Here is a 15991-nt window from a genome sequence, read left to right as displayed (position 1 = left end):
GTCCGTACCTCATGTCCGAAAGGTACAGACGCCCGAGGTTTCAAATGGCGTACTGGGGCCTTGCAGAAATCGCAAAGCCCCAGCAAAAAATCAGTGTCGCTTAGACGCGGCGGCGCTTCGGCGGGCGGCAGCCGTTGTGCGCGATCGGGGTCACATCACGGATCGAGGTGATGTTGAAGCCCACTGCGGCCAGGGCGCGCAGCGCGGATTCACGGCCCGAACCGGGGCCCTGAACTTCGACTTCCAGAGTTTTAACGCCGTGTTCCTGCGCTTTTTTGCCTGCATCTTCAGCAGCCATCTGAGCGGCATAAGGAGTCGATTTACGCGACCCTTTGAAGCCCATGGTGCCTGCGGAGGACCAGGAAATCGCATTGCCTTGCACATCCGAGATCAGGATCTTGGTGTTGTTGAACGAGGAGTTCACATGTGCAACGCCGGAGGCGATGTTCTTGCGCTCTTTGCGCTTGGTACGAGTCTTATCGCGTGCCATTGATCAAACCCTCCCTTATTTCTTCTTACCAGCAATGGCCTTTGCGGGGCCTTTGCGAGTACGAGCGTTGGTGTGGGTACGCTGACCGCGAACGGGCAGGTTACGACGATGGCGCAGACCGCGGTAGCAGCCCAGGTCCATCAGACGCTTGATGTTCATCTGAACTTCACGGCGCAGGTCGCCTTCGACGGTGTAGTTGGCGTCGATGTGCTCACGCACGGCCAGAACTTCAGCGTCGGACAGCTCGTTCACACGACGGGTTGCGTCGATGCCTACGGCTTCGCAGATGGCTTGAGCAGAGGTCGTGCCAATGCCGGTGATATAGGTAAGGGCGATAGGTACCCGCTTTGCAGTCGGGATGTTTACGCCGGCAATACGTGCCACGTGTCACTTTCCTTTTCGTTGCGGTTCCGTAGCGCCGGAACCTTTTTTCACAACGCTTGACCTTGGCAGTGTCGCCCGTGGGTCCAGCATTTCGAGGTGGTCAGGGCAGGCAAAAATTGCGCGCACCTGTGATGATTCCCAGAAGGGATGGGCTTCCGTATGTGGAAATCGTGCTATGGTCAACCCATCGGCAAGACTGGGACCGAAGTTTCCCGCAAGGTCAACCGTCAACGGCAGCATTTGTGACGTTTTATCTGCATATTGCCCTCCCCCGCAACAAAAACGCCCCGGCCAGAATGGCGCGGGGCGATGATCTATCAGTGCTGGAGAGGCTGCGGCTCAGTCGCCCATGATCCAGCCGAGATTCTTGCGAACCTCTTCGATGGAGGCCAGACCGTCGAGACGCTGAAGGTTGCCCTTGGCGTAGTAGTAGCCGATCAGCGGCGAGGTCTTCTTGTAGTATTCCATCAGCCGGGTGCGCAGGCTTTCCTCGTTGTCGTCGGGGCGACGTTTCTGCGAGGTACCGCCGCAGTTGGCGCATTTGCCATCGGCAGGCCAGGGCTTGGTCTCGTCGTGATAGACTTCACCGCAATCGCCACAGGTCGAACGACCGGTGATGCGGGCAACCAGCGCGGCGTCATCCACCTGCATCTCGATCACCGCGTCCAGCTTCTGGCCGGTTTCGCTCAGCAGTTCGGCCAGCGCATCCGCCTGCGCCAGCGTGCGCGGGAAACCGTCGAAGATAAAGCCGCCCTCGGCTCCTTCTTCGATCTTTTCGCGAATGAGCCCAATCACGATACGGTCGGTCACCAGCTCGCCGCGGGCAATCACAGCGGCAACCCGCTTGCCCATTTCGCTGCCCGACGCCTGCGCATCGCGCAGCATGTCGCCGGTGCTGAGCTGAACCATATTGCGCGATTCAACCAGGTAGCGTGCTTGTGTTCCCTTGCCCGCGCCGGGCGGGCCCAGAAGGATAATATTGCTCATCGGCGTGCAGGTCCCCGTCGTGTCCGTTTCTTATTGCGGCCGCGCAGCTGGCTCTTTTCAATGAGACCTTCGTATTGGTGCGCAAGCAGGTGGCTTTGTGCCTGTTGAATGGTGTCCATCACAACAGAAACCACAATCAACACGGAGGTGCCGCCAAAGTAAACCGGGATTGCAAGCTGACCACGCAGGATTTCCGGCAGCAGACAGACAGCCGCGAGATAGGCCGAACCCAGAACCAGCACGCGATTGACCACATATTCGAGGTATTCGGCGGTTTTCTTGCCGGGACGGATACCGGGAACAAAGCCGTTCTGATTCTTCAGGTTGGTCGCGACCTCATCGGGTTTGAAGGACACGTTGAAGGTGTAGAAATAGGCGAAGAACACGATCATACCGACAAAGAACAGCAGGTAGAGCGGCTGACCGGGGCCGAAGTTGGCCAGCAGCCAGGACATGATCGGGCCGGAGGTGCTGCCTGCGGAGAAGGTCGAGATGGTCACCGGCAGCAGCAGCAGCGAGGACGCAAAGATCGCCGGGATCACGCCTGCGGGGTTCACCTTGACCGGCAGGTGGCTGGAGCCACCGTCATAGACCTTCATGCCGACCTGACGGCGCGGGTACTGGATATGGATCTTGCGCAGGGCGCGCTCCATGAACACCACGAACATGATGATGGCGATCATCATCACGATCACCGCGATGATCACCGCCGGGCTGATCGCACCGGAGCGGCCGGAGGCCAGGAACTGGGCAATCGCGGCGGGTACTTCGGCGATGATGCCAACGAAGATGATCAGGGAGATACCATTGCCGATGCCGCGCTGGGTGATCTGCTCGCCCAGCCACATCAGGAACATGGTGCCACCCACCAGGGTGATCATGCAGGCGAGGCGGAAATAGAGCCCCGGATCGGTCGCCAGATCCCCCGATTCGAGCGAGACCGCCAGACCATAGGCCTGCGCTGTCGCCAGAAGCACGGTGCCGTAGCGGGTGTATTGGTTGATCTTCTTGCGGCCCTGCTCGCCCTCTTTCTTGAGCTGTTCGAGCGCCGGGACCATCGAGGTCAGCAGCTGCACAATGATCGACGCCGAAATATAGGGCATGATGCCAAGTGCAAAGATGCCCATACGGCCAAGCGCGCCGCCGGTGAACATGGACACCATGCCCCCGATGCCCTGCCCTGCCGAGGTCATGAACTGGCGCAGTGCATCCGCATCAATCCCCGGAACGGGAATATAGGTGCCCAGGCGATAGACAATCAAAAGCCCGAGCGTAAACAGGATACGGTTGCGCAGATCCGTGGCTTTGCCAAGAGCGGCCCAGCTGGTGTTCGCCGCCATTTGTTCTGCTGCTGATACCATAAAAAAGGTCTCTTCTTGCGAAAACGCCGCCCAGGGCCGTTTTCCGGCTCGGGCGGCGTTAATGGAAAACTGAAGACTATGTAAGCGGCATCGGCGCCGCTCACAAGCTGTTACTCAGCTGCGGCAGTGTTTGCCACGGTCAGGGCGCCACCAGCCTTTGCGACTGCGTCTACGGCGGCCTTGGAGGCGCCGGTCACAGCGATGGTTGCCTTGGCGGTGAAGTCACCCTTTGCCAGAACGCGGATACCGTCCAGCTTACGACGTACCAGACCCGACGAGATCAGGGTGTCTTCGGTGATGGAACCGGCTTCCAGCTTGCCTTCGTCGATGAATTTCTGGATCAGGCCCAGGTTCACAACAGCGTAGGACTTGCGGTTCGGCTTGTTGAAGCCGCGCTTGGGCAGACGCTGGTAGAGGGGCATCTGGCCGCCTTCGTAGCCATTGATCGAAACACCCGAACGGGATTTCTGACCTTTGATACCACGGCCACCCATTTTACCTTTGCCGGAACCCGGACCACGTGCAACGCGGGTGCGTTTCTTGGCGGCGCCTGGATTGTCGCGCAGTTCATTGAGTTTCATATCGCTTCTCCTTTGCCGGAACTGCCCCCGAAGCGGATTAGGGCAAACACGGCGTTTCTTGGTTTTCTGATTCTGTCGTCCAGAGGACCACCGGGGGCGTATAGACCCGATACCGCGCCGGATCAAGGGTTCAGTCCATATGCGGCGGACACCGGGTTCCAAAGCGGATCAGGACAGCCGCCAAGCACCAAGGCCCGCCAGGGCGTCGGCCCTGTCGGTGGCTGCTATTGCAGGTCTGTTGCGGTGTCCGTTGCGTCTGTGGCCGACCGATAAAGGGTGGCGGCGCCGCCGGGGGATGTGGGACGGGATCTCTCCCGTGCGAAATAATATTATCAAGCTCCCCGGTTGCCACACCGGGGCCCTGGTCATGGGTGCCGGGGGTGTCAGGCCCGGCGGGGATCGCGATCCTGTGCAGAATGCCACGGGCGCGTAAACGGATGATGGAGCGGGCGCGCGCCGGGGTGGCAACGGCAAGCGACTGGCTGGCAACGGGCCGGCCATCGGCATCGTCGCGCCAGAAACCAAAAACGCCCCCGCAGCGCGGAGGCGTGTCCAGTCCGACCCCTGAGGGAGGAGAAAGAGACGGTCTGGAGCTTGGGTCGATCCGAGGGGGGCCGTCGTTGCGGTCCCCGCCGGATGACAATCTGTTGCGGCTCTCGCCTTACTGGCCGTAGGCCTGCGCGTGGGCGATTTGCGGAATGTCGCAGCGGCGCACGCCGATGTCCGCCAGGTCGCGGTTGGACAGGCCGTCCAGCTCGGCGAAGGTGCGTTTGTACTCGGCGCGACGGGCCCAGCTGTCCTTGACCTCTTCTGCGAAGCCACGCAGGCGCGCTGCGAGGTTAAAGCCGGTGTCGGTGGTGTTGATGACATGTGCCATAATGTTGGTCCTTTATCTGACCGGACGAATTTCCGGGTGGTCTCAGTTATGTCTGTTTCAGTGACACCCGAGAGATAGGTGGAAATGTTTGCGCAAACAACTGACAGGTCGGACTGCCCGCTATGCACGCCAAGCATAGGAGATGACTGAGATATTAATCTCCGGCGTCCGGTCTGGGCCGGATGGCGCGCAGCCGTTGCGGCCGTGGGAATCGTGGAGGTTCGGCGCAAGGCTGATCTGGAGGGGGCGCGGCAGGCCGGATGCTGGCGCGATTGCGCCCCACCACCGCAGATACCGGTATTTCCGCGCTCCAACGGCGTTTTCCGTCACCCTAGGGATGCCTGGGCTAGCCTCCGGAGCCGCGAACTATCCTTTCGTGTGATTGATGCAATTTGAGGCAAATGGCACATTGAGGACAAGGAAATCATCAGCATCAAGGAACACGATCATGGCACTCTTCAGCACTCTCATCGGCGCAAGCGCAACCGTCACCGCAATCGCAACCGGCTTTATCGGCCTCTCCACCACCGTGGTGGCGCTGCTGGTTCTCTACCCTCTGACTGCCGAGCTGGCGACCCGCCTGCTGCAGGCCATCATCGACCGCCGGGACGCGGCTGAAACCGCCCCTGATCTGCCCTACTACGACGCCCGCACCTACTTCGGCTGATCAACCGACCACCGCTGGCCGCCCCTAGTCTGTGCCATCGCGGATCCGGTGATCATCGCTGATGTTGAAAACCGACAATCCAGATGGCCGGGGGCCTCTCTCCCGGCGGATCAGATAGAAACCCCCTCCTCCCAAATTGATCTCTGCAACAAAAAAGCGCCCCGAAATCGGGGCGCTTTCTTTTGTTTGGCTCATACGAGAGAGCGCTTAGTCGCGCTCTTCGATGATCTCAACCAGATGCGGGATCTTGTTGACCATACCACGTACGGAAGGGGTATCTTCCAGTTCGCGGGTCTTGTGCATCTTGTTCAGGCCCAGGCCAACGAGGGTTGCGCGCTGGTCTGCGGGGCGGCGGATCGGGGAACCGATCTGCTTAACGACGATGGTTTTTGCCATGTGTCCGTCTCCTTACGCTTCTGCTTCAGCAGCAGGGGCTTCATCCCGCTTGGGCAGGATGTCGGCGACTTTTTTGCCACGACGCTGAGCAACCGAACGGGGCGACTGCTCTTTTTTCAGACCGTCGATGGTGGCGCGGATCATGTTGTAGGGGTTCTGCGAACCGATCGACTTCGAAACAACGTCTTTGACGCCGAGCATTTCGAAGACGGCACGCATCGGACCACCTGCGATGATACCGGTACCTTCCGGTGCGGTGCGCATGACAACTTTGCCTGCGCCGTGACGGCCGTGCATGTCGTGATGCAGGGTGCGGCCTTCTTTCAGCTGCACGCGGATCATCTGACGCTTGGCCTGCTCGGTGGCTTTACGAATGGCCTCGGGGACCTCTTTCGCTTTACCTTTACCAAAGCCGACGCGGCCTTTCTGATCGCCAACAACCACCAGAGCGGCGAAGCCGAAGCGCTTACCACCTTTTACGGTTTTCGACACCCGGTTGATCGCGACCAGACGGTCGGCGAATTCCGGGGTTTCTTCTTCGCGGCGGCCACGGCCACGGCGATTTTCACGTTCTGCCATGAGGCAATCCTTTTCATTCTGACGACAAGCGCCTGACTTGAACTCAATCCAGGTGGGTTAGGACCGGATCGGCCCGCCCCCGGATCATCGGGATGGCGCGAACGCCACCCACTTTGACTTTGGGTGTGTGCCCCGGACCCGACGACTGCCGGAACCGAGGCGCACAGATCTTTAGATCTTCAGGCCGCCTTCACGCGCAGCGTCGGCCAGAGCCTTCACCTTGCCGTGAAACAGGAAGCCGCCACGATCGAAATAGGCCTCGGTGACGCCAGCCGCCTTGGCGCGCTCGGCGATAACCGAACCCACTTTGGTAGCTGCTTCGACGTTGTTCTTGCCAACGTGACCCAGGTCTTTTTCCAGGGTCGATGCCGAAGCGAGGGTCACACCGCGTACGTCGTCGATCAGCTGAACAGAGATGTTCTTGTTCGAACGGTGTACGGACAGGCGCGGACGGCCTGCGTTGACCTTGCGAAGCTTGTTCCGGACGCGCAGCCGGCGCTTCAGAAACAGGGTACGTTTGCTGTTTGCCATTTTGCTGGTCCTTACTTCTTCTTGCCTTCCTTGCGGAAGATAAACTCGCCTTTGTAGCGAATGCCTTTGCCCTTGTAGGGCTCGGGACGACGCCAGTCGCGGATTTTGGCCGCAACTTCGCCAACGAGTTGTTGATCATTACCTTCGACAACGATTTCGGTCTGCTTCGGTGCGGTGATGGTGACACCTTCCGGGGCAGTGAAATCAACGTCGTGGCTGTAGCCCAGGTTCAGCTTCAGGGTGTTGCCCTGCATCTGAGCCCGGTAACCCACACCCTGGATCTCCAGCTCTTTTTTGAAGCCGGTGGTCACGCCTGCAACCAGGTTCGCGACCATGGTGCGGGACATGCCCCACTGCTGGCGCGCGCGCTTGGATTTGCCGCGGGGATCCACTTTGATGACATTGTCATCAACAGTCAGGGTGACGTCGTCGGTCGCGGTGAAGCTGCGGGCGCCTTTCGGGCCTTTGACTTCGATGGTCTGGCCGGACACAGAAGCAGTTACGCCGCTGGGAAGTTCGACCGGTTTTTTACCAATACGGGACATCGTGGGGCCTCCTTAGAAGACGGTGCAGAGCACTTCGCCGCCAACGTTGGCTGCGCGTGCGCTTGCGTCCGACATCACACCCTTGGGGGTGGAGACAATCGACACACCCAGGCCCTGACGGACCGACGGAATGTCATTGACGCCCATGTAAACGCGACGACCGGGTTTGGAGACCCGCTTCAGTTCACGAATGACAGGTTCGCCATCGAAGTATTTCAGGCTGATTTCCAGAGCCGGGTGGCCCTTTGCATCAGTCGCAGACTCATAACCGCGGATGTAACCCTCTTGCTTCAGCACATCCAGAACCCATGCACGCAGCTTGGAAGCCGGTGTCATGACAGTGGATTTGCCGCGCATTTGCGAGTTACGGATACGGGTGAGCATATCGCCGATAGGATCGTTCATATCAGTCTCTCCCTTACCAGCTCGATTTCACCATGCCGGGGATCTGGCCATTCGAGCCCAGTTCCCGCAGTGCGATACGGCTGATCTTCAGCTTACGGTAGTAAGCGTGAGGACGGCCGGTCAGCTGGCAGCGGTTGTGCAGACGGGTTGCCGACGAGTTACGCGGCAGTTTCGCCAGGTCGAGGCGCGCCTTGAAGCGCTCTTCCATCGGGCGAGATTCGTCGTTTGCGATTTCTTTCAGCTCGGCACGCTTTGCGGCGTATTTTGCCACCAGGCGTTCGCGCTTCTTCTCGCGTTCGATCATGCTTTTCTTAGCCATGTCTCTTCCTTCCCGCGCTTAGCTATTGAAGGGCATGTTGAAAGCTTTCAACAGCGCCTTTGCTTCCGCGTCGGTATTCGCGGTGGTGGCAATCACGATGTCCATACCCCAAGCTTCGTCGATCTTGTCGAAGTCGATCTCGGGGAAGACCATGTGCTCTTTCAGACCCATGGCATAGTTGCCACGGCCGTCAAAAGACGTGCCCGACACGCCGCGGAAGTCGCGGATACGGGGCATCGCGATGGTGGTCAGACGGTCGAGGAATTCGTACATCCGGTCGCCGCGCAGAGTCACCTTTGCGCCCATCGGCATGCCTTCGCGAACGCGGAAGCCGGCGATGGAGTTCTTTGCCACTGTGGTCAGTGCCTTCTGGCCCGCGATTGCGGTCAGATCAGCCTGAGCAGACTTGGCTTTCTTGCTGTCTTTAACGGCAGCACGGCCGCAGCCGATGTTCAGAACGATTTTGTCCAGCTTGGGGATCATCATGTCGTTCTTGTAGCCGAACTCTTCTTTCAGGGCGCCACGGATGGTTTCCTTGTAGAGAGCTTTCAGACGCGGGGTATAGGTTGCGTTATCAAGCATCAATCACGTCCCCCGTGGTTTTGGCGAAGCGCACTTTCTTGTCACCTTCCATACGGAAGCCAACGCGGGTTGCTTTGCCGTTTGCGTCCAGCAGGGCCAGGTTCGACAGCTGGATGGGCAGTGCCTTGGGCAGACGGCCACCCTGGTCAGACTGGGTCTGACGTGTGTGGCGGATTGCCATGTTCACACCGTCAACGATGGCTTTGCCGGCTTTGGGGTCAACGGAGGCGATGGTGCCTTCTTTGCCCTTGTCCTTGCCGGCCAGCACGACGACCTTGTCGCCTTTGCGGAGTTTCGCAGCCATGATTACAGCACCTCCGGAGCGAGCGAGATGATCTTCATGAAGTTTTTCGCGCGCAGCTCACGAACAACCGGGCCAAAGATACGGGTACCTACGGGCTCGTTGTTGTTGTTCAGGATGACAGCTGCATTGCGGTCAAAACGGATTGCGGTACCGTCTTCACGACGGACCTCTTTGGCGGTGCGTACGACGACGGCCTTGCGGACGTCCCCTTTTTTCACGCGGCCGCGCGGGATGGCTTCCTTGACCGAGACGACAATGATGTCGCCAACGGATGCGTACTTACGCTTGGAACCACCCAGAACCTTGATGCACTGAACTCGGCGAGCGCCGGAGTTGTCAGCAACATCCAGGTTTGTTTGCATCTGGATCATGTGGTTTCTCCCGACCTTTGGGGCGCCGATGCGTGGCGTAATCCCCCAGGGTTTCGACTAACTGTTAAGTCTAGTCGCCAGGAGTCTCGAGATGAGACTCTTAGGCTTCCAGAACTTCCCAGCGTTTCGTTTTCGATTTCGGCGCGCACTCGATGATGCGTACGGAATCGCCGACCTTGAAAGCGTTCTTTTCATCGTGAGCCCGGTACTTCTTGGACTTACGGATGGTTTTCTTCAGAACCGGATGCGTAAAGCGGCGCTCAACGGAAACGGTGACGGTCTGTGCGTTAGCGTCGGAGGTCACAACGCCTTGCAGGATACGTTTGGGCATTCGAGAAGCTCCTTATTCAGCTGCAGCAGCAGCTTTTTCGTTCAGGATGGTTTTGACGCGTGCAGCATTGCGGCGGGCCGCCTTGATGCCTGCGGTCGATTCCAGCTGACCGGTTGCCTGCTGAAAACGCAGGTTGAAGCTCTCTTTTTTCAGGGATGCGAGGGTATCGCGGAGTTCATCCACGGTTTTCTCGCGCAGATCATTGGCGTTCATCGCCTTTGTTCCTTGTCCTAAGCACCAGAAGGCCCCGAGATGGGTCACCTTTGAACCTGGTGGGTTATGTCACACCGCGCCGAAAGACGCGGCAAAAAGAATCACCAGCCCCAGATCCACGCGGGACAGGGGTCAGGCGATGGGTCCACTTACAGGAGGTAGACGGTCGGGGCAAGGGTGAAGTTTGCGACACCCTTTGGCACCCGGTCGCGCCCCTTAGCGCAGCTCGCGAACCCGCGTTAAGATCGTGTCAAATTGCCACCCGCTTTGGAGCCGCGCAAGCCACAGGCGTTTCCCCATTCCAGAAATCACCATCGCGTGCCGCCTCGCCCGAACTCGCTGGATATCCTGAATGCGGATCTGATCGGCAATGCCTTGCTTTTCGACAATCAGCACGCGCTGTGTGGTGATGATGTAGGTGACCGAGCGAAAGGCACGATGGATGAACAGCCAGATCACTAGAGCCAGTGGCGCGCAGAGCACAACGACGATCACCTCAGTCAGCGTTAGCGCAATGCGGGCGTGAGTGGCGTGAACGACTTGCTCACGGGCAAGAAGCTCGATTGCCGCGTGATCGTACATCTGGCTTACTTACCGTTCGTCATTTGAATTTAGCCCCAACTGGAATGAGGGTGGGGCAAAAGGAACTCACAGTTTAGTCACAGTCATACCAGATTGTCGTCGCGGGTCGCTGCTTTCCATTTGCCAAAGTCGCGACGCTCGCCTTCGGGGCCTTATACACGGTTAAGACGGGCTTACCGATGCGTTCGCAATAGCCCGCGACACGACGATCAATAGCGTTAGAGCTGACTTCGTTCTTGAAGTAGATGATCTCCAAGGATGAGCCCACAGGGAAAGCCAGATGGATGCCCGTTCGATCAGCCGGGTTAGGAAAAACCTGCGCAATGAGAGACGCACGTCGCATCGCTGCCTTCTCAGAATCAACGCACGCAGACAGAGCCATTAAGGATACAGAAGCAAGAACTAGAATTGATTTCATTTAATCAGTCATCCTCTTGGGTTGTGTGCCCTGCATAGTTGCACGCGCTGCAAGCGCAACCCAAGTTTCACTCCCAGCGGTAGTTAAAGCTCACCGAAACGCGCTCGTCTTCGGCCATGTTCATCGGCACCTCGTGGCGGATGAAGCTTTCCCACAGCAGCACATCCCCGACGGCGGGCGACTGGTAGACAAATGTCTTCAGCTCCTGACGGCAGTCCTTCATGCGCGGGGGATGCGCCATCATCATGGCGTGGCGCGGGTCCTCCAGCTTCAGCGCGCTCGCGCCTTCGGGCATCGACACATAGGTCGTGCCGGAGATCACCGAATGAGGGTGGATGTGACTGGCGTGGGTGCCGCCCTCGGGCAGGATGTTGATCCAGAGATCCTCCAGAACCAACGCACGCCCGTCCAGATCCAGCTCCAGATCCTTGGCAAAGGCCGCGACATGAAGATCGAGCGACTTCACCAGATCGGCAAAAATCGGGAAGCGCCACGGCAGATCGGTCAGCGAGGCATAGGAGGTATAGCCGGGATAGCCGTTCTCCTCGCACCAATCCTGACCGGCTTCATCATCCTGAGCGATCACGAAGCAGGAGTTTTCAAGTTCACCGGCATCAACCTTTGGTCCGTGTTCGGACAGGGCTGCGCGGTAGAGACGGGTTACAAAGAGGGAATCTATCTGTGCCATATCTGTCCTTTAGCGCAACATCAGGGTGAGTACGAGATGCTTTGCCGGACAAGATAGGTCTGCCCCCTTCCCTTTTCACCGCGCCCGCCCATAAGCTGGCCTCACCCAGGATGAGGAGCAGAACATGCGCTGGATATTGAGACTGCTGAGCCATGGGATCGCGCTGGCGTTCGGATTTGCTTTGGGTATCTATATGTTGCCAATCCTGACCGCGCCGCAAAGCCCGGATGCCGCAACCCTGAGCGAAAGCGCCAAGGGAGCACGCTTTACCGGCAGTTTCAGCCGCGATCTGGCCGGCAGCGATTTCCTGCATTGGGGCACCGGCAGCATCAGCCTGTCGCCGCAGCAGATCACCCATATGGGCGAGCTGGCACCGGGACCGGACTACAAACTCTACCTGACGCCAGAGTTTGTTGAGGATGAGGCCGGGTTCGAGGCGATCAAGGCCGCGTCGGCGCGGATTGGCGATGTGAAGATGTTCGACGGGCTGATCCTGCCCATCCCCGAAGGGATCAACATCGAGGATTACACCACCGTGGTGATCTGGTGTGAGGCCTTCGGTGAGTTCATCACCGCCGCAAAATATCGCTAGCCTGACCGCCGCCGCCGGGGCGGACAAATCATTCCGCGCCGAAGGCACATAAGGAAACCCCCACCGATTGCTCGGTGGGGGCTTTTTATTTTCTCATCGGATGCGCGAGAGCGCCGCCGCTTACCAGTCTTCGCGAACCACGACGCGGGTCTTGACCGGCAGCTTCATCGCGGCCAGGCGCAGGGCCTCACGTGCGATGTCGTCATTGACGCCGTCGATCTCGAACATCACGCGACCGGGCTTCACTTTGCAAGCCCAGTAATCCACGGAGCCCTTACCTTTACCCATACGAACTTCGACGGGCTTGGAGGTAACCGGGGTATCCGGGAAGATGCGGATCCAGACACGACCCTGACGCTTCATGTGGCGGGTCATGGCACGACGGGCAGCCTCAATCTGACGCGCGGTTACGCGCTCAGGAGTGGTTGCCTTCAGGCCATAGGTGCCGAAGTTCAGGTCCGAACCGCCTTTTGCTTCGCCGGAAATCCGGCCTTTGTGCATTTTGCGGAATTTAGTACGCTTTGGTTGAAGCATGTCATCTCCTCCTTAGCGACGACCGCCTGCACCGCGAGGTGCCGGACCGTCCTGGAGTTCCTGTGCTTTACGGTCACGCGCCTGAGGATCGTGTTCCATGATCTCGCCTTTGAAGATCCAGACTTTGATCCCGATGATCCCGTAAGGGGTCATGGCTTCGGAGTGAGCGTAATCGATGTCGGCGCGCAGCGTGTGCAGCGGCACACGACCTTCACGGTACCATTCGGTCCGTGCGATTTCAGCACCACCCAGACGACCTGCAACGTTCACCCGGATACCCAGGGCGCCCATACGCATGGCGTTCTGCACGGCACGCTTCATCGCGCGACGGAAGGACACACGACGTTCCAGCTGCTGAGCGATGGACTCGCCAACCAGCTGTGCGTCGAGCTCGGGCTTGCGGACTTCAACGATGTTGAGGTGCAGTTCCGAGTCTGTCATCGAGGCGAGCTTCTTGCGCAGCACTTCGATGTCAGCACCTTTTTTACCGATGATCACGCCCGGACGTGCGGTGTGAATGGTCACACGGCACTTCTTGTGGGGGCGTTCGATGATCACGCGGGCGATGCCTGCTTGCTTGCACTCTTCCTTGATGAAATCACGGATGCGCAGGTCTTCCAGCAGCAGATCACCATAGTCTTTGGTGTCGGCGTACCAACGGCTGTCCCAGGTGCGGTTGACCTGAAGGCGCATGCCGACCGGATTGACTTTATGTCCCATTAGGCTTGCTCCTCAACTTGACGCACCTTGATGGTGATCTCCGAAAACGGCTTGAGGATTTTGCCAAACCGGCCACGGGCACGAGGACGGCCGCGTTTCATGGTCAGGTTCTTACCCACATAAGCCTCGGCAACGATCAGTTCATCGACGTCCAGGTTATGGTTGTTCTCGGCGTTCGCGATGGCGGACTGAAGGCATTTCTTCACGTCCTGTGCGACCCGCTTGTTGGAGAAAGTCAGGTCGGTCAGAGCCTTCTCAACTTTCTTGCCACGGATCATAGCGGCGACGAGGTTCAGTTTCTGCGGGGAGGTACGGAGCATGCGCAGTTTTGCCATTGCTTCGTTGTCTGCCACGCGGCGGGGATTTTTTGCCTTGCCCATGACTTACTTCCGCTTCGCTTTTTTGTCCGCAGCATGACCGTAGTAGGTCCGTGTCGGCGAATATTCACCGAACTTCTGACCGATCATGTCTTCCGAGACGTTGACGGGGATGTGCTTCTGACCGTTGTAAACGCCAAACGTCAGGCCCACGAACTGGGGCAGGATCGTCGAGCGGCGCGACCAGATCTTGATGACTTCATTGCGGCCCGACTCGCGCGCTGCTTCGGCTTTTTTCAGCACGTAAGCATCGACAAAGGGGCCTTTCCATACAGAGCGAGACATATGTTAACGTCCCTTCTTCTTGGCGTGGCGCGAGCGGATGATAAGCTTTTGCGACGCTTTGTTTTTGTTGCGGGTACGCTTGCCTTTGGTCGGCTTACCCCAGGGTGTCACCGGGTGACGACCACCGGAGGTACGGCCTTCACCACCACCGTGCGGGTGGTCGATCGGGTTCATAACCACACCACGCACAGAAGGACGCTTGCCCTTGTGGCGCATACGGCCGGCTTTACCAAAGTTCTGGTTCGAGTTGTCGGGGTTGCTGACGGCACCAACGGTGGCCATGCATTCCTGACGAACCAGGCGCAGTTCGCCCGAGGACAGGCGGATCTGAGCGTAGCCACCATCACGACCAACGAACTGAGCGTAGGTACCGGCTGCACGGGCGATCTGGCCGCCTTTGCCGGGCTTCATTTCGATGTTGTGAACGATGGTACCGATCGGCATGCCCGAGAACGGCATTGCGTTGCCCGGCTTGATGTCGGCCTTCGCGGATGCGATCACCTTGTCACCAACTGCCAGACGCTGCGGAGCGAGGATATAGGCCTGCTCGCCGTCTTCGTATTTGATCAGCGCGATGAATGCGGTCCGGTTCGGGTCATATTCGATCCGTTCAACGGTTGCCGCGACATCAAATTTGTTCCGTTTGAAGTCAACGATCCGGTAGAGACGCTTTGCGCCGCCGCCACGACGACGTGAAGTGATCCGTCCGGTGTTGTTCCGGCCGCCCGATTTGGTCAGACCCTCAGTGAGAGATTTGACCGGACGCCCTTTCCAAAGCTCCGAACGGTCGATCAGAACCAGCCCACGCTGGCCCGGCGTCGTCGGCTTATACGACTTGAGTGCCATGCTTTCTGTCTTCCGTTTAGCGTGCAGACCCTTAGGTTTTTGTCTTTGGGCCCGCTATGTGTAAGCCCCCCGCCCGGTTGTCCCACAATGAGACGCCCTACTAGGGTGGCCAGATTTTTGGGGCCCCGAAGGTCCCCAGGTTCGAACATCCTGACAAACGTAATAACCCCGGAGCGAATCCGGGGTCGTCAGGATTGGTGCGGCTTAGCAGAGGATGGGAGGGGTGGCAATGGGGGAGTAAACTAATCAATCCCACTTACCCCAATCCACCTTCAGTTCATCATCGTATTGCACTGGCACTACCATCGTAGCTTCGTGGGACGGAAATAGGCGTCCCATGATCTTGCGGCTTTCATCGAATCCAAACGAAGTGTCCTCCATCATGAGGTTGAGGCCTTCCATATATTTCGGTTTAACGAGACTACGAACATAGGCCATGAACTCATGTGCGTGATGGTACCTCTCAAGAACACCGTCAATGTCAAAGACCTTTTCTTGGTTCTCAAAGAACGTCAAGATTGGATCCCCGCCTTCCCTATAGAGCGGAATGTAGTCGTCAAAGAAAACTTCCTCAATCTCGTCCACCGAGACATCTACATTCCCGTGAACACGTAGATTTCTACGATCCATTACCTTCTTGAAGTTTTCGTACTCGCTACGCGTAGCATCTACGCCACCGATAAAACCCACACACTTCAGGTGTAAATCGAAAACTCTGGTGTCAATTGGCTGGCGAACAAATGTCTCGTACTGACGTACATTCTGGCGCAGCTCCTCTCGACGCAGAGCAAAAATTAAAAGGTTGATGAAACTTTCGGCTAAGATTGGCGTCAGAAGTTCCAAAGAAATCGCAGCACCGAAAAGCTTGCTAGATCTTGCTCCCATTCCGCGTATCTTGCGCTGGTATTGTTTGATGCCTTTGCTGGATGTTCGACGAGGAACAGAAAAATCAGGTGAAGCACTATTTTCGTTCAGCACTTCGTGATACCCGGCACATACTTCTGCGATCAAAGCATACCTGTTAGA

General features: G+C 58.2%; 27 protein-coding genes. 2 read left to right on the top strand and 25 right to left on the bottom strand.

Features of this window, described 5'->3' with window-relative positions; all coding sequences use genetic code 11:
- Positions 1 to 100: 100 nt before the first annotated feature.
- The 6 genes from rpsK to VWY34_RS18210 form a co-directional block, all read right to left on the bottom strand.
- Positions 101 to 490: a 30S ribosomal protein S11 gene (gene rpsK, locus VWY34_RS18235; RefSeq protein WP_014875982.1), complete on the bottom strand. Its 390-nt coding sequence runs from the start codon at positions 488 to 490 to the stop codon at positions 101 to 103.
- Between the two features lie 15 nt (positions 491 to 505).
- Positions 506 to 874 (bottom strand): 30S ribosomal protein S13, encoded by a 369-nt coding sequence (gene rpsM / locus VWY34_RS18230; protein WP_340546603.1) that lies wholly within the window; start codon positions 872 to 874, stop codon positions 506 to 508.
- A 339-nt stretch (positions 875 to 1213) separates the two neighbouring features.
- A complete protein-coding gene (locus tag VWY34_RS18225) occupies positions 1214 to 1861 on the bottom strand; it encodes an adenylate kinase (RefSeq protein WP_340546602.1) in 648 nt (215 codons plus the stop codon).
- Complete coding sequence (gene secY / locus VWY34_RS18220; RefSeq protein ID WP_340546601.1) at positions 1858 to 3222, bottom strand: preprotein translocase subunit SecY; 1365 nt, start codon at positions 3220 to 3222, stop codon at positions 1858 to 1860. Before secY ends, VWY34_RS18225 begins: the two co-directional genes overlap by 4 nt.
- A 110-nt stretch (positions 3223 to 3332) precedes the next feature.
- A complete protein-coding gene (gene rplO, locus VWY34_RS18215) occupies positions 3333 to 3803 on the bottom strand; it encodes a 50S ribosomal protein L15 (protein WP_260089702.1) in 471 nt (156 codons plus the stop codon).
- A gap of 661 nt (positions 3804 to 4464) precedes the next feature.
- Positions 4465 to 4680, bottom strand: a complete 216-nt coding sequence (locus tag VWY34_RS18210) for a DUF1127 domain-containing protein (protein ID WP_340546600.1) — start codon at positions 4678 to 4680, stop codon at positions 4465 to 4467.
- A gap of 448 nt (positions 4681 to 5128) precedes the next feature.
- Between VWY34_RS18210 and VWY34_RS18205 the strand changes: the two genes are divergently transcribed.
- Positions 5129 to 5347, top strand: a complete 219-nt coding sequence (locus VWY34_RS18205) for a hypothetical protein (RefSeq protein WP_061049066.1) — start codon at positions 5129 to 5131, stop codon at positions 5345 to 5347.
- A 207-nt stretch (positions 5348 to 5554) separates the two neighbouring features.
- Here VWY34_RS18205 and rpmD read toward each other — a convergent pair whose 3' ends face one another.
- From rpmD to VWY34_RS18140, 13 genes are all read right to left on the bottom strand, one after another.
- A complete protein-coding gene (gene rpmD, locus VWY34_RS18200; RefSeq protein ID WP_008559881.1) occupies positions 5555 to 5743 on the bottom strand; it encodes a 50S ribosomal protein L30 in 189 nt (62 codons plus the stop codon).
- 12 nt (positions 5744 to 5755) lie between these two features.
- Positions 5756 to 6322, bottom strand: a complete 567-nt coding sequence (gene rpsE, locus VWY34_RS18195; protein ID WP_340546599.1) for a 30S ribosomal protein S5 — start codon at positions 6320 to 6322, stop codon at positions 5756 to 5758.
- Positions 6323 to 6493: 171 nt separating this feature from the next.
- Positions 6494 to 6853: a 50S ribosomal protein L18 gene (gene rplR / locus VWY34_RS18190; RefSeq protein ID WP_340546598.1), complete on the bottom strand. Its 360-nt coding sequence runs from the start codon at positions 6851 to 6853 to the stop codon at positions 6494 to 6496.
- An 11-nt stretch (positions 6854 to 6864) separates the two neighbouring features.
- On the bottom strand, positions 6865 to 7398 hold the full coding sequence (gene rplF / locus VWY34_RS18185; RefSeq protein ID WP_340546597.1) for a 50S ribosomal protein L6: 534 nt from the start codon (positions 7396 to 7398) through the stop codon (positions 6865 to 6867).
- Between the two features lie 12 nt (positions 7399 to 7410).
- Entirely contained in the window at positions 7411 to 7803 is a 393-nt protein-coding gene (rpsH, locus tag VWY34_RS18180; RefSeq protein ID WP_014875996.1) for a 30S ribosomal protein S8, read from the bottom strand.
- A 13-nt stretch (positions 7804 to 7816) separates the two neighbouring features.
- Entirely contained in the window at positions 7817 to 8122 is a 306-nt protein-coding gene (gene rpsN, locus VWY34_RS18175; protein WP_008561382.1) for a 30S ribosomal protein S14, read from the bottom strand.
- Positions 8123 to 8140: 18 nt separating this feature from the next.
- Positions 8141 to 8704: a 50S ribosomal protein L5 gene (gene rplE, locus VWY34_RS18170; RefSeq protein WP_340546596.1), complete on the bottom strand. Its 564-nt coding sequence runs from the start codon at positions 8702 to 8704 to the stop codon at positions 8141 to 8143.
- Positions 8697 to 9008, bottom strand: a complete 312-nt coding sequence (rplX, locus tag VWY34_RS18165) for a 50S ribosomal protein L24 (protein WP_014875998.1) — start codon at positions 9006 to 9008, stop codon at positions 8697 to 8699. The genes rplE and rplX overlap by 8 nt, the downstream gene beginning before the upstream one ends.
- 2 nt (positions 9009 to 9010) lie before the next feature.
- On the bottom strand, positions 9011 to 9379 hold the full coding sequence (gene rplN, locus VWY34_RS18160) for a 50S ribosomal protein L14 (RefSeq protein WP_005621870.1): 369 nt from the start codon (positions 9377 to 9379) through the stop codon (positions 9011 to 9013).
- 100 nt (positions 9380 to 9479) lie between these two features.
- The gene (rpsQ, locus tag VWY34_RS18155; RefSeq protein WP_005621877.1) at positions 9480 to 9710 is read right to left on the bottom strand and encodes a 30S ribosomal protein S17; all 231 of its coding nucleotides are present in this window, start codon (positions 9708 to 9710) and stop codon (positions 9480 to 9482) included.
- A gap of 12 nt (positions 9711 to 9722) precedes the next feature.
- A complete protein-coding gene (gene rpmC / locus VWY34_RS18150; RefSeq protein WP_014876000.1) occupies positions 9723 to 9923 on the bottom strand; it encodes a 50S ribosomal protein L29 in 201 nt (66 codons plus the stop codon).
- Positions 9924 to 10139: 216 nt separating this feature from the next.
- Positions 10140 to 10505 (bottom strand): hypothetical protein, encoded by a 366-nt coding sequence (locus VWY34_RS18145; RefSeq protein WP_416544447.1) that lies wholly within the window; start codon positions 10503 to 10505, stop codon positions 10140 to 10142.
- Positions 10506 to 10990: 485 nt separating this feature from the next.
- A complete protein-coding gene (locus tag VWY34_RS18140; RefSeq protein WP_416535606.1) occupies positions 10991 to 11611 on the bottom strand; it encodes a TIGR02466 family protein in 621 nt (206 codons plus the stop codon).
- Positions 11612 to 11735: 124 nt separating this feature from the next.
- On the opposite strand from VWY34_RS18140, the gene VWY34_RS18135 reads away from it, so the two are divergent.
- Positions 11736 to 12203, top strand: coding sequence for a DM13 domain-containing protein (locus VWY34_RS18135; RefSeq protein ID WP_416544448.1), 468 nt, complete (start codon positions 11736 to 11738; stop codon positions 12201 to 12203).
- Between the two features lie 120 nt (positions 12204 to 12323).
- Here VWY34_RS18135 and rplP read toward each other — a convergent pair whose 3' ends face one another.
- The 6 genes from rplP to VWY34_RS18105 all read right to left on the bottom strand — a co-directional run.
- The gene (gene rplP, locus VWY34_RS18130; RefSeq protein WP_008559969.1) at positions 12324 to 12737 is read right to left on the bottom strand and encodes a 50S ribosomal protein L16; all 414 of its coding nucleotides are present in this window, start codon (positions 12735 to 12737) and stop codon (positions 12324 to 12326) included.
- Between the two features lie 12 nt (positions 12738 to 12749).
- Entirely contained in the window at positions 12750 to 13457 is a 708-nt protein-coding gene (gene rpsC / locus VWY34_RS18125) for a 30S ribosomal protein S3 (RefSeq protein WP_024095828.1), read from the bottom strand.
- Positions 13457 to 13837, bottom strand: coding sequence for a 50S ribosomal protein L22 (rplV, locus tag VWY34_RS18120; RefSeq protein ID WP_340546592.1), 381 nt, complete (start codon positions 13835 to 13837; stop codon positions 13457 to 13459). The genes rpsC and rplV overlap by 1 nt, the downstream gene beginning before the upstream one ends.
- A gap of 3 nt (positions 13838 to 13840) precedes the next feature.
- A complete protein-coding gene (rpsS, locus tag VWY34_RS18115; protein ID WP_005980699.1) occupies positions 13841 to 14119 on the bottom strand; it encodes a 30S ribosomal protein S19 in 279 nt (92 codons plus the stop codon).
- Between the two features lie 3 nt (positions 14120 to 14122).
- Positions 14123 to 14965: a 50S ribosomal protein L2 gene (gene rplB / locus VWY34_RS18110; RefSeq protein ID WP_008561157.1), complete on the bottom strand. Its 843-nt coding sequence runs from the start codon at positions 14963 to 14965 to the stop codon at positions 14123 to 14125.
- Between the two features lie 246 nt (positions 14966 to 15211).
- A partial coding sequence (locus VWY34_RS18105; protein ID WP_416544449.1) for a hypothetical protein occupies positions 15212 to 15991 on the bottom strand: 780 nt, incomplete at its 5' end.

The sequence above is a fragment of the Phaeobacter sp. JH20_02 genome (assembly GCF_048056915.1).
Lineage (GTDB): Bacteria > Pseudomonadota > Alphaproteobacteria > Rhodobacterales > Rhodobacteraceae > Phaeobacter > Phaeobacter bryozoorum.
Note: the sequence above shows the minus strand (reverse complement) of the source record. Positions and strands in the feature narration are given on the sequence as shown.